Origin of the sequence: Salmonella sp. SAL00672, assembly GCF_046552175.1 — a bacterium.
GTDB classification, from domain to species: Bacteria; Pseudomonadota; Gammaproteobacteria; order Enterobacterales; family Enterobacteriaceae; genus Salmonella; species Salmonella enterica.
The window spans coordinates 199962-216780 of the sequence record NZ_JBGDUQ010000006.1; the positions used below are offsets into that span (position 1 = coordinate 199962).

13 protein-coding genes are annotated in these 16819 nt (G+C 53.7%); all 13 read left to right on the forward strand.

Annotated elements, in window-relative coordinates; translation table 11 throughout:
• Nucleotides 1-188 precede the first annotated feature (188 nt).
• The 13 genes from ispU to ACLJTG_RS16570 all read left to right on the forward strand — a co-directional run bounded on the left by ispU (nucleotide 189) and on the right by ACLJTG_RS16570 (nucleotide 16783).
• Complete coding sequence (gene ispU / locus ACLJTG_RS16510) at nucleotides 189-947, forward strand: (2E,6E)-farnesyl-diphosphate-specific ditrans,polycis-undecaprenyl-diphosphate synthase (protein ID WP_000947413.1); 759 nt, start codon at nucleotides 189-191, stop codon at nucleotides 945-947.
• A 12-nt stretch (nucleotides 948-959) separates the two neighbouring features.
• Complete coding sequence (gene cdsA / locus ACLJTG_RS16515; protein ID WP_000922422.1) at nucleotides 960-1817, forward strand: phosphatidate cytidylyltransferase; 858 nt, start codon at nucleotides 960-962, stop codon at nucleotides 1815-1817.
• Nucleotides 1818-1828: 11 nt separating this feature from the next.
• Nucleotides 1829-3181, forward strand: a complete 1353-nt coding sequence (rseP, locus tag ACLJTG_RS16520; RefSeq protein ID WP_000949017.1) for a sigma E protease regulator RseP — start codon at nucleotides 1829-1831, stop codon at nucleotides 3179-3181.
• 31 nt (nucleotides 3182-3212) lie between these two features.
• The gene (gene bamA, locus ACLJTG_RS16525; protein ID WP_001240927.1) at nucleotides 3213-5630 is read left to right on the forward strand and encodes an outer membrane protein assembly factor BamA; all 2418 of its coding nucleotides are present in this window, start codon (nucleotides 3213-3215) and stop codon (nucleotides 5628-5630) included.
• Nucleotides 5631-5752: 122 nt separating this feature from the next.
• Nucleotides 5753-6238 (forward strand): molecular chaperone Skp, encoded by a 486-nt coding sequence (skp, locus tag ACLJTG_RS16530; RefSeq protein WP_000758966.1) that lies wholly within the window; start codon nucleotides 5753-5755, stop codon nucleotides 6236-6238.
• 3 nt (nucleotides 6239-6241) lie between these two features.
• Nucleotides 6242-7267: a UDP-3-O-(3-hydroxymyristoyl)glucosamine N-acyltransferase gene (gene lpxD / locus ACLJTG_RS16535; RefSeq protein WP_001139260.1), complete on the forward strand. Its 1026-nt coding sequence runs from the start codon at nucleotides 6242-6244 to the stop codon at nucleotides 7265-7267.
• 105 nt (nucleotides 7268-7372) lie between these two features.
• Nucleotides 7373-7828 (forward strand): 3-hydroxyacyl-ACP dehydratase FabZ, encoded by a 456-nt coding sequence (fabZ, locus tag ACLJTG_RS16540; protein WP_000210741.1) that lies wholly within the window; start codon nucleotides 7373-7375, stop codon nucleotides 7826-7828.
• Nucleotides 7829-7831: 3 nt separating this feature from the next.
• The gene (gene lpxA / locus ACLJTG_RS16545) at nucleotides 7832-8620 is read left to right on the forward strand and encodes an acyl-ACP--UDP-N-acetylglucosamine O-acyltransferase (RefSeq protein WP_000565950.1); all 789 of its coding nucleotides are present in this window, start codon (nucleotides 7832-7834) and stop codon (nucleotides 8618-8620) included.
• Nucleotides 8620-9768, forward strand: coding sequence for a lipid-A-disaccharide synthase (lpxB, locus tag ACLJTG_RS16550; RefSeq protein WP_000741216.1), 1149 nt, complete (start codon nucleotides 8620-8622; stop codon nucleotides 9766-9768). The genes lpxA and lpxB overlap by 1 nt, the downstream gene beginning before the upstream one ends.
• The gene (gene rnhB, locus ACLJTG_RS16555; RefSeq protein WP_000569412.1) at nucleotides 9765-10361 is read left to right on the forward strand and encodes a ribonuclease HII; all 597 of its coding nucleotides are present in this window, start codon (nucleotides 9765-9767) and stop codon (nucleotides 10359-10361) included. The genes lpxB and rnhB overlap by 4 nt, the downstream gene beginning before the upstream one ends.
• Before the next feature lie 23 nt (nucleotides 10362-10384).
• Nucleotides 10385-13867 carry a DNA polymerase III subunit alpha gene (dnaE, locus tag ACLJTG_RS16560; RefSeq protein ID WP_001294821.1) on the forward strand — a complete coding sequence of 1161 codons (3483 nt, stop codon included), beginning with the start codon at nucleotides 10385-10387 and terminating at the stop codon, nucleotides 13865-13867.
• Between the two features lie 12 nt (nucleotides 13868-13879).
• Nucleotides 13880-14839, forward strand: a complete 960-nt coding sequence (accA, locus tag ACLJTG_RS16565) for an acetyl-CoA carboxylase carboxyl transferase subunit alpha (protein WP_000055753.1) — start codon at nucleotides 13880-13882, stop codon at nucleotides 14837-14839.
• Between the two features lie 180 nt (nucleotides 14840-15019).
• A complete protein-coding gene (locus ACLJTG_RS16570) occupies nucleotides 15020-16783 on the forward strand; it encodes a chitinase (protein ID WP_000524168.1) in 1764 nt (587 codons plus the stop codon).
• Nucleotides 16784-16819 lie beyond the last annotated feature (36 nt).

Consider the following 16819-nt stretch of genomic DNA (forward strand, 5'->3'; position numbering starts at 1 on the left):
TTTTGTGGATACACAAAATCATTCAGGACGCATCGGGACGGCAGGCGAATACGTTCCCGGCGTGCGCAGACAGCGCACGACAGGGGCGATAATGCGCAGCCATCCGCGAAGCGGACCGAAGAGAATGTGTATAAAGGCTTCAGTATTCCTGAGTACCGCTAAATCCTTTCAGGGACAAAAAACGCGTTATGTTGTCTGCAACTCAACCAGTAAGCGAAAATTTGCCAGCGCATGGCTGCCGTCATGTTGCAATAATTATGGATGGCAATGGTCGCTGGGCGAAAAAGCAAGGGAAGATCCGGGCCTTTGGGCATAAAGCCGGAGCGAAGTCCGTCCGGCGAGCGGTCTCTTTTGCTGCCAATAACGGTATTGATGCGTTAACGCTGTATGCCTTTAGTAGTGAAAACTGGAACCGACCGGCGCAGGAAGTGAGCGCGTTAATGGAGCTGTTTGTGTGGGCGCTGGATAGCGAAGTCAAAAGCCTGCACCGCCATAACGTTCGCCTGCGTATTATCGGCGATATCAGCCGATTCAACTCACGTTTACAAGAACGTATTCGCAAATCAGAAGCGCTTACCGCCCATAATACGGGTCTAACGCTGAATATCGCTGCGAATTACGGCGGACGTTGGGATATTGTCCAGGGAGTCCGACAACTGGCGGAACAGGTGCAGGCTGGAGTGCTGCGCCCCGATCAGATTGATGAAGAGAGACTAGGCCAGCAAATCTGTATGCATGAGCTGGCGCCTGTGGATTTAGTAATTAGGACTGGGGGAGAGCATCGCATTAGTAACTTTTTGCTTTGGCAAATTGCCTATGCCGAACTTTACTTTACGGATGTTCTTTGGCCCGATTTCGATGAACAAGACTTTGAAGGTGCGCTGCATGCCTTTGCTAATCGAGAGCGTCGTTTCGGCGGTACCGAGCCTGGTGATGACAAAGCCTGATGGGGGTTGCTTTTGCTGAAGTATCGCCTGATTTCTGCTTTTGTGTTAATACCCGCGGTCATCGCTGCGCTTTTTTTATTGCCGCCGGTGGGGTTCGCCATTATTACGCTGGTTGTCTGTATGCTGGCCGCGTGGGAATGGGGACAGTTAAGCGGTTTCGCCGCGCGTTCACAGCGGGTTTGGCTGGCGGTGCTGTGTGGTCTGTTATTGGCGCTGATGCTATTTTTGTTGCCTGAGTATCATCACAACATTCGTCAACCGCTGGTTGAGATGTCGCTTTGGGCATCGTTAGGATGGTGGGTTGTCGCGCTACTGCTGGTGCTATTTTATCCCGGTTCGGCGGCAATCTGGCGCAACTCAAAAACATTGCGTCTCATTTTCGGTTTGTTAACTATTGTGCCATTTTTCTGGGGCATGCTGGCGCTGCGCGCCTGGCACTATGACGAGAATCATTACAGTGGCGCAATATGGCTACTCTATGTCATGATCCTGGTCTGGGGAGCGGACTCTGGCGCGTATATGTTTGGTAAATTATTTGGCAAACATAAGCTGGCGCCGAAGGTTTCCCCGGGTAAAACCTGGCAAGGGTTTATCGGCGGGCTTGCTACGGCTGCCGTGATCTCATGGGGTTACGGTATGTGGGCGAATCTGAATGTTGCGCCTGTTATCTTGCTGATTTGCTCTGTAGTGGCGGCTCTGGCTTCTGTACTGGGCGACCTCACCGAGAGTATGTTTAAGCGCGAAGCAGGAATTAAGGATAGCGGCCACTTGATTCCAGGCCATGGCGGCATTCTGGACCGAATTGACAGCCTGACGGCTGCCGTACCGGTCTTTGCTTGCCTGTTGTTACTGGTGTTCAGGACGCTCTAACGGAAGGTTTTATGCTGAGTATTCTCTGGAATCTGGCTGCATTCATCATCGCACTGGGCGTGCTGATCACTGTGCATGAATTTGGTCATTTCTGGGTTGCCCGGCGCTGCGGTGTGCGAGTTGAGCGCTTTTCCATCGGTTTTGGCAAAGCGCTCTGGCGTCGTACCGATCGGTACGGCACCGAGTATGTCATCGCCCTGATCCCGCTGGGCGGCTACGTCAAAATGCTGGATGAGCGCGCCGAACCGGTAGCGCCGGAATTGCGTCGTCACGCCTTCAATAACAAAACGGTGGGCCAGCGCGCCGCAATTATTGCCGCAGGTCCGGTTGCGAACTTCATTTTTGCTATCTTTGCTTACTGGCTGGTCTTTATCATCGGCGTCCCTGGCGTTCGTCCGGTCATTGGCGAAATAACGCCCAACTCGATTGCTGCGCAGGCGCAAATTGCGCCTGGTACGGAACTTAAAGCCGTTGATGGTATCGAAACCCCTGATTGGGATGCCGTGCGTTTACAACTGGTGTCCAAAATTGGCGATCAGCAGACGACGGTGAGCGTCGCGCCGTTTGGTAGCGACCAGCGGCAGGATAAAACGCTTGATTTACGTCACTGGGCATTTGAGCCTGATAAGCAAGATCCTGTATCTTCTTTAGGGATTCGGCCCCGCGGGCCACAGATTGAACCGGTACTGTCAGAAGTGCAGGCGAATTCCGCAGCCAGTAAAGCGGGTTTGCAAGCGGGCGACAGGATCGTTAAAGTCGATGGTCAGCCGTTAACGCAGTGGATGAAATTCGTGACGTTTGTACGCGATAATCCCGGTAAGCCGTTAGCGTTAGAGATTGAAAGGCAGGGGAGCGCCTTGTCGTTGACGTTAACGCCGGATACGAAATCGGTTAACGGAAAGGCGGAAGGGTTTGCAGGCGTGGTGCCTAAAATTATTCCTCTGCCGGAAGAGTACAAGACTATACGCCAGTATGGGCCTTTTAGCGCCATCCTCGAAGCCACGGATAAGACGTGGCAGTTGATGAAGCTGACGGTCAGTATGCTGGGTAAATTGATAACCGGTGATGTGAAACTGAACAACCTCAGTGGGCCGATTTCTATCGCTCAGGGGGCTGGGATGTCAGCGGAGTTCGGGGTGATTTATTACCTGATGTTCCTTGCGCTAATCAGCGTGAACTTAGGGATAATTAACCTGTTTCCGCTGCCCGTTCTTGACGGGGGTCATCTGCTGTTCCTGGCGATTGAAAAGCTTAAGGGCGGGCCGGTATCCGAGCGGGTTCAAGACTTTAGTTATCGCATTGGCTCGATTTTGCTGGTGTTGTTAATGGGGCTTGCACTTTTCAATGATTTCTCTCGGTTGTAAGAGAGTTAGTTAGGAAGAACGCATAATAACGATGGCGATGAAAAAGTTGCTCATAGCGTCGCTGCTGTTCAGCAGCGCCACCGTATACGGTGCTGAAGGGTTCGTAGTGAAGGACATTCATTTCGAAGGCCTGCAGCGAGTCGCCGTTGGTGCGGCTCTCCTCAGTATGCCGGTGCGCACAGGCGACACGGTTAATGATGAAGATATCAGTAACACCATTCGCGCTCTGTTCGCCACCGGCAACTTTGAGGACGTCCGCGTCCTGCGCGATGGTAATACCCTTCTGGTTCAGGTAAAAGAACGTCCGACCATTGCCAGCATCACTTTCTCCGGGAACAAGTCGGTGAAAGATGACATGCTCAAGCAAAACCTCGAAGCGTCTGGCGTACGTGTTGGCGAGTCTCTGGATCGCACCACTCTGTCTGATATCGAAAAAGGTCTGGAAGACTTTTACTATAGCGTAGGTAAATACAGCGCCAGCGTTAAGGCGGTCGTCACGCCGCTGCCGCGCAACCGTGTTGATCTTAAACTGGTGTTCCAGGAGGGCGTATCGGCGAAGATCCAACAGATCAACATCGTCGGTAACCATGCCTTTAGCACCGAAGAACTCATTTCTCATTTCCAGTTGCGTGACGAAGTGCCGTGGTGGAACGTCGTCGGCGATCGTAAATACCAGAAACAGAAGCTGGCGGGCGACCTTGAAACCTTGCGCAGCTACTATCTGGATCGCGGCTACGCGCGTTTCAATATTGACTCCACGCAAGTGAGTCTGACGCCGGATAAGAAAGGGATCTACATCACCGTCAATATCACCGAAGGCGATCAGTACAAGCTTTCCGGGGTTCAGGTGAGCGGTAACCTGGCCGGACATTCCGCTGAAATTGAGAAACTGACGAAAATTGAACCGGGCGAGCTCTATAACGGCACCAAAGTGACCAAAATGGAAGATGACATCAAAAAGCTTCTGGGTCGCTATGGTTACGCCTATCCGCGCGTGCAGTCACAGCCTGAAATTAACGATGCTGACAAAACCGTAAAACTGCGCGTGAACGTCGATGCGGGCAACCGTTTCTACGTGCGTAAGATCCGCTTTGAAGGCAACGATACCTCAAAAGATTCCGTTCTGCGCCGTGAAATGCGCCAGATGGAAGGGGCGTGGCTGGGCAGCGACCTGGTTGACCAGGGGAAAGAGCGTCTGAACCGTCTCGGCTTCTTTGAAACCGTCGACACCGACACGCAGCGCGTTCCGGGGAGCCCGGATCAGGTTGATGTGGTGTACAAGGTGAAAGAGCGTAACACCGGTAGCTTCAACTTCGGTATCGGTTACGGTACAGAAAGCGGCGTGAGCTTCCAGGCCGGCGTTCAGCAGGACAACTGGTTAGGTACCGGTTATTCCGTGGGGATTAACGGCACCAAAAACGACTACCAGACCTACAGCGAACTGTCCGTTACTAACCCATACTTTACCGTTGACGGCGTGAGCCTCGGTGGTCGTATCTTCTATAACGACTTCCAGGCGGACGACGCGGATCTATCCGACTATACCAACAAGAGTTACGGTACGGATGTGACGCTTGGCTTCCCCATCAACGAGTACAACACGTTGCGTGCTGGTCTGGGTTATGTCCATAACAAACTGTCCAACATGCAGCCGCAGATCGCGATGGATCGTTATCTTGAGTCGATGGGACAATCTGCTGATACCAGCAGTTTTGCCGCTGATGACTTCACCTTTAACTACGGCTGGACCTATAACAAGCTTGACCGTGGTTATTTCCCGACGGACGGTTCGCGCGTCAATCTGACGGGGAAAGTGACGATTCCAGGTTCCGACAACGAATACTACAAAGTGTCGCTGGATACCGCGACCTATGTGCCTATCGATAACGATCACAAGTGGGTGGTTCTGGGGCGTACTCGCTGGGGTTACGGCGATGGTTTAGGCGGCAAGGAAATGCCGTTCTATGAGAACTTCTATGCCGGTGGTTCCAGTACCGTGCGTGGTTTCCAGTCGAATACTATCGGCCCGAAAGCGGTTTATGGCTATGGTGCTCACACCGATCCTAATGATAACAATGATGATTACGAAGCCTGTACTCAGTCTTCAGGCTGTAAATCAGATGATGCGGTAGGTGGTAATGCCATGGCTGTCGCCAGCCTGGAATTTATTACCCCGACGCCGTTCATCAGCGAAAAGTATGCCAACTCGGTTCGTACCTCCTTCTTCTGGGATATGGGTACCGTTTGGGATACGAACTGGGATCCGTCATCTGCGCCGTCAGATGTACCGGATTACAGCGATCCAGGCAACATCCGTATGTCCGCGGGTATCGCATTACAATGGATGTCCCCATTGGGGCCGTTGGTCTTCTCCTACGCCCAGCCGTTTAAAAAGTACGATGGAGACAAAGCCGAGCAGTTCCAGTTTAACATTGGTAAAACCTGGTAATTGTTCACTGCAAAGGAATGCATTGGTAGTGTAGCGATGACTTTTGGCGATGCCCCCGGGGATCGCCAGGCCACGCAAAGAGCTGTACCTTCGGGTGCAAATGGGATGGTAAGGAGTTTATTGTGAAAAAGTGGTTATTAGCTGCAGGTCTTGGTTTGGCGATGGTAACGTCCGCACAGGCTGCTGACAAAATTGCAATCGTCAACATGGGTAATCTGTTCCAACAGGTTGCGCAGAAGACGGGTGTATCCAATACACTGGAAAACGAATTTAAAGGCCGTGCGGCTGAACTGCAAAAAATGGAAACCGATCTGCAATCTAAAATGCAGCGTCTGCAATCCATGAAAGCAGGTAGCGATCGTACTAAGCTGGAAAAAGACGTGATGTCTCAGCGCCAGACTTTCGCGCAAAAAGCGCAGGCTTTTGAGAAAGATCGCGCTCGTCGTTCCAACGAAGAACGCAACAAACTGGTGACTCGTATCCAGACTGCGGTGAAAAAAGTGGCTAACGACCAGAGTATCGATCTGGTGGTAGACGCAAACACCGTTGCTTACAACAGCAGCGATGTGAAAGACATCACCGCTGACGTACTGAAACAGGTTAAATAAGTAATGCCTTCAATTCGACTGGCTGACTTAGCAGAACAGTTGGATGCAGAATTACACGGTGATGGCGATATCGTCATCACCGGCGTTGCGTCCATGCAATCTGCAACAACAGGCCACATTACGTTTATGGTGAATCCTAAGTACCGTGAACACTTAGGTTTATGCCAGGCTTCTGCGGTTGTCATGACGCAGGACGATCTTCCTTTTGCTAAGAGTGCGGCGCTGGTAGTTAAAAATCCCTACCTGACCTACGCGCGCATGGCGCAAATTTTAGATACTACGCCGCAGCCCGCGCAGAATATCGCGGCAAGCGCCGTGATTGATGCGACGGCAACGCTGGGTAGCAATGTTTCAGTCGGCGCGAATGCGGTGATTGAATCTGGCGTACAACTGGGCGATAACGTGGTTATCGGCGCAGGCTGTTTCGTCGGAAAAAATAGCAAAATCGGGGCGGGTTCACGCTTGTGGGCGAACGTAACGATTTACCACGACATTCAGATCGGTGAGAATTGCCTGATCCAGTCCAGTACGGTGATCGGCGCGGACGGTTTTGGCTACGCTAACGATCGTGGCAACTGGGTGAAGATCCCACAACTGGGCCGGGTCATTATTGGCGATCGTGTCGAGATCGGCGCTTGTACCACCATTGACCGTGGCGCGTTGGATGATACTGTTATTGGCAATGGCGTGATTATTGATAATCAGTGCCAGATTGCACATAACGTCGTGATTGGCGACAATACGGCAGTTGCCGGTGGCGTCATTATGGCGGGTAGCCTGAAGATTGGCCGTTACTGCATGATTGGCGGCGCCAGCGTGATCAATGGGCATATGGAAATATGCGACAAAGTCACGGTAACTGGCATGGGTATGGTGATGCGTCCCATCACGGAACCGGGCGTCTACTCCTCAGGCATTCCGCTGCAACCCAACAAAGTATGGCGTAAAACTGCTGCACTGGTGATGAACATTGATGATATGAGCAAGCGTCTCAAAGCGATTGAGCGCAAGGTTAATCAACAAGACTAACGTTCCGCCTTGTAGTTGCCATTCTTTTCCGGCCTGTCACATTCATACGATTGCGGCAGGCCGTGTTATTATTGCCTTTTTGTATATTTGGACAGGAAGAGTATTTTGACTACTAACACTCATACTCTGCAGATTGAAGAGATTTTAGAGCTTCTGCCGCACCGTTTTCCGTTTTTACTGGTCGATCGCGTGCTGGACTTTGAAGAAGGTCGTTTTCTGCGTGCGGTGAAAAATGTCTCCGTCAACGAGCCGTTTTTCCAGGGACACTTCCCGGGCAAACCGATTTTGCCAGGCGTGCTGATTCTGGAAGCGATGGCGCAGGCAACCGGTATTCTGGCGTTTAAAAGCGTTGGTAAACTGGAACCTGGCGAACTGTATTATTTCGCGGGTATTGATGAAGCGCGCTTTAAGCGTCCGGTGGTGCCAGGCGATCAGATGATCATGGAAGTCACTTTCGAGAAAACGCGCCGTGGCCTGACCCGCTTTAAAGGGGTTGCGCTGGTCGACGGTAAAGTCGTGTGCGAAGCAACCATGATGTGTGCTCGTAGCCGGGAGGCCTGATTCGTGATTGATAAATCCGCCTTTATTCATCCTACCGCCATTGTGGAAGACGGCGCTGTAATTGGCGCTAATGCCCACATTGGTCCCTTTTGTATTGTTGGGCCGCAGGTCGAAATTGGTGAGGGAACCGTACTGAAGTCTCATGTGGTCGTGAATGGTCAAACCAAAATCGGCCGCGACAACGAGATTTATCAGTTTGCCTCCATCGGTGAAGTGAACCAGGATCTGAAATATGCGGGTGAGCCGACCCGTGTGGAAATTGGCGATCGTAACCGCATCCGCGAAAGCGTCACCATTCATCGTGGTACAGTGCAGGGCGGTGGGTTGACGAAGGTGGGTAGCGATAACCTGCTGATGATCAATGCGCATGTCGCACATGATTGTACGGTAGGTAATCGCTGCATCCTCGCCAACAACGCCACGCTGGCGGGGCACGTATCAGTCGATGATTTTGCGATTATCGGCGGTATGACGGCAGTTCATCAATTCTGCATTATCGGTGCGCATGTGATGGTCGGCGGCTGCTCCGGCGTGGCGCAGGATGTCCCTCCGTATGTGATTGCGCAGGGTAACCATGCGACGCCGTTCGGGGTAAATATCGAAGGGCTGAAGCGTCGCGGCTTTAGCCGTGAAGGGCTGGTGGCGATTCGTAATGCCTACAAACTGTTGTACCGCAGTGGTAAAACGCTCGACGAAGCGAAGCTGGAAATCGCTGAACTTGCTGAAAAGCATCCGGAAGTGAAGGCGTTTACCGAGTTCTTTGAGCGTTCAACGCGCGGTCCGATTCGTTAATGGCGGCACAGCGTCCTTTAACGATTGCCCTGGTCGCCGGTGAAACGTCCGGCGATATTCTTGGCGCAGGCTTAATTCGTGCGCTGAAAGCGCGCGTACCCAACGCCCGTTTTGTGGGCGTTGCGGGGCCGCGTATGCAGGCCGAAGGGTGTGAAGCCTGGTACGAGATGGAAGAGCTGGCGGTCATGGGCATTGTTGAAGTGCTCGGACGTTTACGCCGTTTGTTGCATATCCGCGCCGATCTGACCCGCCGTTTTACCGAACTCAAGCCCGATGTCTTTGTCGGGATTGACGCCCCTGATTTCAATATTACCCTCGAAGGTAATCTGAAAAAACAAGGGATTAAGACCATTCATTATGTCAGCCCGTCCGTTTGGGCCTGGCGACAGAAACGCGTTTTCAAAATAGGCAGATCCACCCATATGGTGCTGGCTTTTCTGCCTTTCGAAAAAGCGTTTTACGATAAATTTAACGTCCCGTGCCGCTTTATCGGTCACACCATGGCGGATGCCATGCCGCTGGACCCGGATAAAAATGCGGCGCGCGACGTGCTGGGTATCCCGCATGACGCCCATTGTCTGGCGCTACTGCCAGGCAGCCGTGGCGCGGAAGTGGAAATGCTCAGCGCCGACTTCCTGAAAACCGCGCAATTGCTGCGACAGCGCTATCCCGATCTGGAAGTGGTCGTGCCGCTGGTAAACGCGAAACGCCGCGAGCAGTTTGAAAAAATTAAAGCGGAGGTTGCGCCGGATCTCGCCGTTCATTTGCTGGACGGCATGGCGCGCGAGGCGATGATCGCCAGCGACGCGGCGTTGCTGGCCTCGGGTACGGCGGCGCTGGAGTGTATGCTGGCAAAATGCCCGATGGTCGTGGGGTATCGTATGAAGCCCTTCACTTTCTGGCTGGCGAAACGTCTGGTGAAAACGGAGTATGTGTCTTTGCCTAACCTGCTGGCGGGAAGAGAATTAGTCAAAGAGCTGTTGCAGGAAGAGTGCGAACCGCAAAAACTCGCCGAAGCGCTGTTGCCGCTACTGGCGAACGGTAAAACCAGCCATGCGATGCACGACACCTTCCGTGAGCTGCATCAGCAGATCCGCTGTAATGCCGATGAGCAGGCGGCAGATGCCGTCCTGGAGTTAGCACAATGATCGAATTTGTTTATCCACACACCCATTTAGTGGCGGGTGTGGATGAAGTGGGCCGTGGCCCGCTGGTGGGCGCCGTAGTGACCGCCGCCGTGATCCTCGATCCGGCTCGTCCGATCGTCGGTCTGAATGATTCCAAAAAATTGTCTGAAAAGCGTCGTCTGTCATTGTATGACGAGATTAAAGAAAAGGCGTTAAGCTGGAGTCTGGGACGCGCGGAAGCGCATGAAATTGATGAGCTGAATATTTTGCACGCCACCATGCTCGCCATGCAGCGCGCTGTCGCTGGTCTGCATATTGCGCCAGAATATGTGCTGATCGACGGCAATCGCTGTCCGGAACTGCCTGTGCCGTCAATGGCCGTGGTGAAAGGCGACAGCCGCGTGGCGGAGATTAGCGCGGCGTCTATTCTGGCGAAAGTCACCCGCGATGCAGAAATGGCGGCGCTGGATATCGTTTTTCCTCAGTATGGCTTTGCGCAGCACAAAGGCTATCCAACCGCTTTTCATCTGGAAAAGTTGGCCCAGTATGGCGCGACGGCGCACCACCGACGCAGTTTTGCGCCTGTTAAACGCGCTCTGGGACTTGTGTCCTGACTCTTGTATCGAGAAATCTGAAGATGTCTGAACCACGTTTCGTTCACCTGCGGGTGCACAGCGACTACTCTATGATCGATGGGCTGGCGAAGACCGGGCCGCTGGTGAAAAAGGCGGCCTCATTAGGTATGCCTGCGCTGGCGATCACCGATTTTACCAACCTCTGCGGTCTGGTGAAGTTCTACGGAGCGGGTCATGGCGCGGGCATTAAACCCATCGTCGGGGCGGACTTTAACGTTCACAACGAACTGCTGGGAGATGAGCTGACTCATCTGACGGTACTGGCGGCGAATAATACGGGATACCAGAACTTGACGTTGCTGATCTCGAAAGCGTATCAGCGCGGCTACGGCGCGGCAGGCCCGATTATCGAGCGCGACTGGTTGGTAGAGCTTAAAGAAGGTTTGATTCTGATTTCCGGCGGACGCATGGGCGACGTAGGCCGCTGTCTGCTACGCGGCAACCAGGCGCTGGTGGAGGAGTGCGTTGCTTTCTATGAAACGCATTTTCCCGATCGCTACTTCCTGGAACTGATCCGTACCGGCAGACAGGACGAAGAGACCTATCTCCATGCTGCGGTTGAACTGGCTGAGGCACGTGGTTTGCCGGTTGTCGCGACAAACGATGTCCGTTTCCTTGAAAGCGATGATTTTGACGCCCATGAGATTCGTGTCGCGATCCACGACGGTTTCACGCTCGACGATCCTAAACGTCCACGCAATTATTCACCGCAGCAGTATATGCGCAGTGAAGAAGAAATGTGCGAGCTGTTCTCCGATATTCCGGAGGCGCTGGAAAATACGGTGGAGATTGCCAAACGCTGCAACGTAACGGTGCGTCTGGGTGAATATTTCCTGCCGCAGTTCCCGACCGGCGATATGACCACCGAAGATTATCTGGTCAAAAAATCGAAAGAGGGGCTGGAAGAGCGTCTGGCTTTCCTGTTTCCGGACGAAGAAGAGCGCAAAAAGCGTCGCCCGGAATATGACGAGCGTCTGGATATTGAACTACAGGTTATCAACCAGATGGGGTTCCCTGGCTACTTCCTCATCGTGATGGAGTTTATCCAGTGGTCAAAAGATAACGGCGTGCCGGTAGGGCCGGGACGTGGTTCCGGGGCTGGTTCGCTGGTGGCCTACGCGCTGAAAATTACCGACCTTGATCCGCTGGAATTTGACCTGCTGTTCGAACGTTTCCTGAACCCGGAACGTGTCTCGATGCCTGACTTCGACGTTGACTTCTGTATGGAGAAACGCGACCAGGTGATTGAACACGTCGCAGATATGTACGGGCGTGATGCGGTATCGCAAATTATCACCTTCGGTACGATGGCGGCGAAAGCCGTTATCCGCGATGTGGGCCGCGTGCTGGGGCATCCGTACGGTTTTGTCGATCGTATCTCGAAGCTGGTGCCGCCCGATCCGGGCATGACGCTGGCAAAAGCCTTTGAAGCGGAACCGCAACTGCCGGAAATTTACGAGGCGGATGAAGAGGTCAGAGCGCTGATCGATATGGCGCGTAAGCTCGAAGGCGTCACGCGTAACGCCGGTAAGCACGCTGGCGGCGTGGTCATCGCGCCGACCAAAATTACCGACTTTGCGCCGCTGTACTGCGATGAAGAGGGCAAGCATCCGGTTACCCAGTTTGATAAAAGTGACGTGGAATATGCCGGGCTGGTGAAGTTCGACTTCCTCGGTTTGCGTACGCTGACCATCATCAACTGGGCGCTGGAGATGATCAACAAGCGGCGCGAGAAAAACGGCGAGCCGCCGCTGGATATCGCCGCCATTCCGCTGGATGACAAGAAAAGCTTCGACATGCTGCAGCGCTCGGAAACCACGGCGGTCTTCCAGCTTGAATCGCGCGGCATGAAAGATCTGATCAAACGTCTGCAGCCGGACTGCTTTGAAGATATGATCGCACTGGTGGCCCTGTTCCGTCCCGGCCCGTTGCAGTCAGGGATGGTAGATAACTTTATCGACCGTAAGCACGGTCGTGAAGAACTCTCTTACCCGGACGTTCAGTGGCAGCATGAAAGCCTGAAGCCGGTACTGGAGCCGACCTACGGCATCATTCTGTATCAGGAACAGGTGATGCAGATTGCCCAGGTACTTTCCGGGTATACTCTCGGCGGCGCGGATATGCTGCGTCGTGCGATGGGTAAGAAAAAGCCGGAGGAGATGGCCAAACAGCGTTCCGTTTTTGAAGAGGGCGCGAAAAAGAACGGTATCGACGGCGAACTGGCGATGAAAATCTTTGACCTGGTGGAGAAATTCGCCGGTTACGGGTTTAACAAATCGCACTCCGCCGCTTATGCGCTGGTTTCTTACCAGACGCTATGGCTAAAGGCGCACTATCCGGCTGAATTTATGGCGGCGGTGATGACTGCCGATATGGATAACACCGAGAAGGTCGTCGGCCTGGTGGACGAGTGCTGGCGGATGGGACTGAAAATTCTACCGCCGGATATTAACTCCGGATTGTACCATTTCCACGTTAATGATGAGGGCGAGATCGTCTACGGCATCGGCGCGATCAAAGGCGTCGGCGAAGGGCCGATCGAAGCGATCATCGACGCGCGTAATCAGGGCGGCTATTTCCGCGAGCTGTTTGATCTGTGCGCGCGGACCGATACCAAAAAGCTCAACCGCCGGGTGCTGGAAAAGCTGATCATGTCCGGGGCGTTCGACCGCCTGGGGCCGCACCGCGCCGCGCTGATGAACTCATTGGGCGATGCGCTGAAAGCCGCCGACCAGCACGCTAAAGCGGAAGCTATCGGTCAGGCGGATATGTTCGGCGTGCTGGCGGAAGAGCCGGAGCAAATCGAACAATCCTATGCCAGCTGCCAGCCGTGGCCGGAGCAGGTGGTGTTAGATGGGGAACGTGAAACGTTGGGGCTGTACCTGACGGGCCACCCCATCAATCAGTATTTAAAAGAAATTGAGCGCTATGTCGGCGGGGTAAGGCTCAAAGACATGCATCCGACAGAACGTGGTAAAGTCACCACGGCTGCGGGGCTCGTGATTGCCGCAAGGGTTATGGTCACCAAGCGCGGCAATCGTATCGGCATCTGTACGCTGGATGACCGTTCCGGGCGTCTGGAAGTGATGTTATTTACCGACGCGCTGGATAAATACCAGCAGTTGCTGGAAAAAGACCGCATACTTATCGTCAGCGGACAGGTCAGCTTTGATGACTTCAGCGGGGGGCTTAAAATGACCGCCCGCGAAGTGATGGATATTGACGAAGCTCGCGAAAAATACGCTCGCGGGCTTGCTATCTCGCTGACGGACAGGCAAATTGATGACCAGCTTTTAAACCGACTCCGTCAGTCTCTGGAACCCCACCGCTCGGGGACCATTCCAGTACATCTCTACTATCAGAGGGCGGATGCGCGTGCGCGGCTGCGTTTTGGCGCAACGTGGCGTGTCTCTCCGAGCGATCGTTTACTTAACGATCTGCGTGGCCTCATTGGTTCGGAGCAGGTGGAACTGGAGTTTGACTAATACAGGAATACTATGAGTCTGAATTTCCTTGATTTTGAACAGCCGATAGCAGAGCTGGAAGCGAAAATCGATTCTCTGACTGCGGTAAGCCGCCAGGATGAGAAACTGGATATTAATATCGATGAAGAAGTCCATCGCCTGCGCGAAAAAAGCGTAGAACTGACGCGCAAAATCTTCGCCGATCTCGGCGCATGGCAGGTAGCCCAACTGGCGCGCCATCCGCAGCGTCCGTACACCCTGGATTATGTCCGTCTGGCGTTTGATGAGTTTGATGAGCTGGCGGGCGATCGCGCCTATGCTGATGACAAAGCCATCGTCGGCGGTATCGCGCGTCTGGAAGGGCGACCGGTGATGATCATTGGTCATCAGAAAGGTCGTGAAACCAAAGAAAAAATTCGTCGTAACTTTGGCATGCCAGCGCCGGAAGGCTACCGCAAAGCGCTGCGTCTGATGGAAATGGCTGAACGCTTCAACATGCCGATTATCACCTTCATCGACACCCCGGGCGCTTACCCTGGCGTGGGCGCGGAAGAGCGTGGTCAGTCTGAAGCTATCGCCCGCAACCTGCGTGAGATGTCTCGTCTGAACGTACCGGTCATCTGCACCGTGATTGGCGAAGGCGGCTCCGGCGGCGCATTGGCGATTGGCGTGGGTGATAAAGTGAATATGCTGCAATACAGCACCTATTCCGTTATCTCCCCGGAAGGTTGCGCCTCTATTTTGTGGAAGAGCGCCGACAAAGCGCCATTGGCTGCTGAAGCAATGGGCATCATCGCGCCGCGTCTGAAAGAGCTGAAGCTAATCGATTCCATCATTCCGGAGCCGCTGGGCGGCGCGCACCGTAATCCGGAAGCGATGGCGGCATCGCTAAAAGCGCAGCTGCTGGAAGATTTAGCCGATCTCGATGTGTTAAGCACCGATGATTTAAAAAACCGTCGTTACCAGCGTTTGATGAGCTACGGTTACGCCTAATCATTTACCTCATTTTTCCCAAGAGGCCGGATAATCCGGCCTCTTTTTTTTTGGTCGAGGAAAAATGAGACGCCGATGAGCTGATGTGATTAAACGCAACGGCATGTTCTCCCTGACACTGTATCAACTGCCAGGCGTGTGGCCAGGGCAGGCAGTGAACTACCCTTCAAGGAGAAAATTATGGGATTGCAAAAAACACTGGCGCTCAGCGCCGTAGCGGCAGGGATCATGTTGAGCTTATCCGGTGCGCAGGCCGCGCCGCTGCTTAGCAGTAGTGAGCCAATGACCATTAACGCCAGCGATCTGGCGGCGAAAGAGAAAGCGCTGACGGATTTTCCGTTAATGGAGGCCGTGAAATCCTCTATCCAGACGTTGGATAACAGCGCGGTCGAACAAATCGAACCGGGGCGCGCCGCTAACCCGGCAAACGTAAAACGCGTTGAAAGTATTCTGAAAGAGGCCGACTGGGATTATCTGTTCCCGATGCGCGCGCCGGAATACACTTACTCTAACTTCCTGAAAGCGATAGGTAAATTCCCGGCGGTTTGTGGTACCTACACCGATGGACGCGATAGCGACGCTATCTGCCGTAAAACCCTGGCTACTATGTTTGCGCATTTTGCCCAGGAGACGGGCGGTCACGAAAGCTGGCGTGACATTCCGGAATGGCGTCAGGCGCTGGTCTATCTGCGCGAAGTCGGCTGGACTGAAGGGCAGAAAGGCGGCTACAACGGCGAATGTAACCCGGATGTATGGCAGGGCCAGACCTGGCCGTGCGGTAAAGATAAGGACGGCGATTTCCTCAGCTATTTTGGTCGCGGGGCAAAACAGCTTTCTTATAACTACAACTATGGGCCTTTCTCTGACGCGATGTATGGCGACGTTCGCCCTCTGCTGGATAAACCCGAGCTGGTGGCGGATACCTGGATGAACCTGGCGAGCGCCGTCTTCTTCTTTGTGTATCCGCAGCCGCCGAAGCCGTCTATGCTACATGTGATTGACGGTACCTGGCAGCCAAACGATCGCGATAAAGCAAACGGCCTGGTATCAGGTTTCGGCGTCACCATTCAAATCATCAATGGCGGCGTGGAGTGCGGCGGCGCAGATGAGAATGCGCAGTCGCTTAACCGCATCGCCTACTACAAAGAGTTTGCCAACTACCTGAAAGTGCCGGTGCCGGCGGACGAAGTGTTGGGCTGTAAAAAGATGAAGCAGTTCGATGAAGGCGGCGCTGGCGCGTTACCGATCTATTGGGAACAAGACTGGGGCTGGAGCGCCGATACTGCGGACGGTAAAACCTATTCCTGCCAGTTAGTGGGATATCAGACGCCGTATACCGCCTTTAAAGAGGGCGACTACACGAAATGTGTACAGCATTATTTCAACGTTAATGTCGTCGATGATAACGGAACCACTGAACCGGATGTCACGCCAACTCCGGCGCCAGTGACGGATGAAAACGTGGCGCCAGTCGCGCGCATTGCCGGGCCAGTCGGGGCGGTGGAAGCCGGTAGCCCGGTTTCACTCAGCGCGGAAGGATCGACCGACGCGAATGGCGACAAGCTCACCTATACCTGGATGTCGCAGGATGGCAAAACGCTGAGCGGCCAGGATAAAGCCGTTGTGATTTTCAACGCGCCGGATGTCACTCAGAACACCCAGTATGTGGTGAATCTGACCGTTAGCGACGGTACGCTCTCCAGTACAGCGGTTTATACGCTGAATGTGAAAGCGAAGGCCGCCGCTGCGGATGACGAAGATAAGACCACCAGCTACCCTGCCTGGAGCAGCAGCCAGAAATGGAATCCGGGCGACATCGTTAATAGTAATGGCGCATTGTACCAGTGCAAACCGTTCCCGGAAGGCTCATGGTGTAATGTTGCGCCTGCCTACTATGAGCCCGGCGTAGGGATTGCCTGGGCCGATGCATGGAACGCATTGTAATAAGATAAATCCTGTCGGTGCTTTGCATCGGCAGGA

Coding starts and splice junctions, on each gene's coding strand:
- ispU (WP_000947413.1), top strand. CDS start 189: ATGTTGTCTGCAACTCAACCAGTAAGCGAAAATTTGCCAGCGCATGGC.
- rseP (WP_000949017.1), top strand. CDS start 1,829: ATGCTGAGTATTCTCTGGAATCTGGCTGCATTCATCATCGCACTGGGC.
- bamA (WP_001240927.1), top strand. CDS start 3,213: ATGGCGATGAAAAAGTTGCTCATAGCGTCGCTGCTGTTCAGCAGCGCC.
- lpxD (WP_001139260.1), top strand. CDS start 6,242: ATGCCTTCAATTCGACTGGCTGACTTAGCAGAACAGTTGGATGCAGAA.
- lpxB (WP_000741216.1), top strand. CDS start 8,620: ATGGCGGCACAGCGTCCTTTAACGATTGCCCTGGTCGCCGGTGAAACG.
- rnhB (WP_000569412.1), top strand. CDS start 9,765: ATGATCGAATTTGTTTATCCACACACCCATTTAGTGGCGGGTGTGGAT.
- dnaE (WP_001294821.1), top strand. CDS start 10,385: ATGTCTGAACCACGTTTCGTTCACCTGCGGGTGCACAGCGACTACTCT.
- accA (WP_000055753.1), top strand. CDS start 13,880: ATGAGTCTGAATTTCCTTGATTTTGAACAGCCGATAGCAGAGCTGGAA.
- ACLJTG_RS16570 (WP_000524168.1), top strand. CDS start 15,020: ATGGGATTGCAAAAAACACTGGCGCTCAGCGCCGTAGCGGCAGGGATC.